Raw genomic sequence first — 1,059 nt, 5'->3', positions numbered from 1 at the left:
GAGGAAAAAGAAAAAGAAAGAGAAGAAAGAGAGAAAAGATTATTGTTAGAAAGGGAAAGAGAGGAAAAAGAAAGAGAAGAAAAAGAGAGAGATAGGCAATTTCAGTTACAAATGAAAGAGTTAGAATTAAGAAGTCAGTCTGAGAATAACACTAGTAGATATAATCAGAACTTTGATGTAACAAAACATATTAGACTTGTCCCACCATTTCAAGAAAAAGAAGTTGACAAATATTTCATGCATTTTGAAAAAGTTGCTGAAAATCTTAAATGGCCCAAGGAACACTGGACTCTATTGCTGCAAAGCTCTTTGATAGGTAAAGCTCGGGAAATATATACTCAGTTAAGCCCAGCTCAGAGTACAGATTATGAGAAAGTAAAAGAGATCATATTGAAAGGGTACGAGTTGGTTCCGGAAGCGTATAGGCAAAAATTCAGAAATTGTAAAAAGGAAGAGAACCAGACTCATGTAGAATTTGCTAGAAGTAAAGAACAATTATTTGATAGATGGTGCATGTCAAAAAAAGATTGAACAGAGTCATGACAAACTTAGACAGTTAATGTTAGTAGAAGAATTTAAACGTTGTTTAAGGCCTGATATTAAGTCGTTTTTGGATGAGAAACAAGTTGAAACTTTGGATGAAGCCGCTCGTCTAGCTGACGATTACTCCCTTACTCATAAGACCAGTTTTGTAAATAAGACCACTTCATTTAGACCACATTCTCATAATAGACCTAGTCCTGTTGCCACTCCTAGTCCCGTTAAGTCCTCTAGTGAACCTAATAACAGGTCACGTGTTGATTACAAAGACCATAATCCCACATCCAAACTTATGTGTTCTTATTGTAGAAAGCCCGGACACCTTGTCTCCACTTGTTATAAGTTGAAAAATAGAAATCACAATGTTGGTGATATGAAACCCACAGGGTTCACCACATTAAGTGTTAAGCCACAGTCTTATGTAGAACAAAGTAGGGTTCATGATGTTGTTAAGCCCAAGTCTGATTCTGTTATGGAAGTTTATGAACCATTCCTGTCGGAAGGTTTTGTGTCACTACA

The 1,059-nt window shown here is 36.1% G+C and carries 2 protein-coding genes; both read left to right on the top strand.

Annotated features, from left to right (window positions below):
- The coding region (locus OFO07_RS07835; protein WP_270871554.1) for a hypothetical protein at positions 1 to 531 on the top strand (531 nt) is incomplete at its 5' end.
- Positions 500 to 1,059, top strand: a 560-nt coding sequence (locus OFO07_RS07830) for a hypothetical protein (RefSeq protein ID WP_270871553.1), incomplete at its 3' end; no start/stop codon positions are given. The genes OFO07_RS07835 and OFO07_RS07830, both read left to right, overlap by 32 nt.

The organism is Campylobacter sp. JMF_06 NA1, from assembly GCF_027737785.1.
Taxonomy (GTDB): Bacteria; Campylobacterota; Campylobacteria; order Campylobacterales; family Campylobacteraceae; genus Campylobacter_B.
The sequence above is the reverse complement of the archived record's forward strand: the minus strand, read 5'-3'. Positions and strand labels throughout refer to the sequence as shown.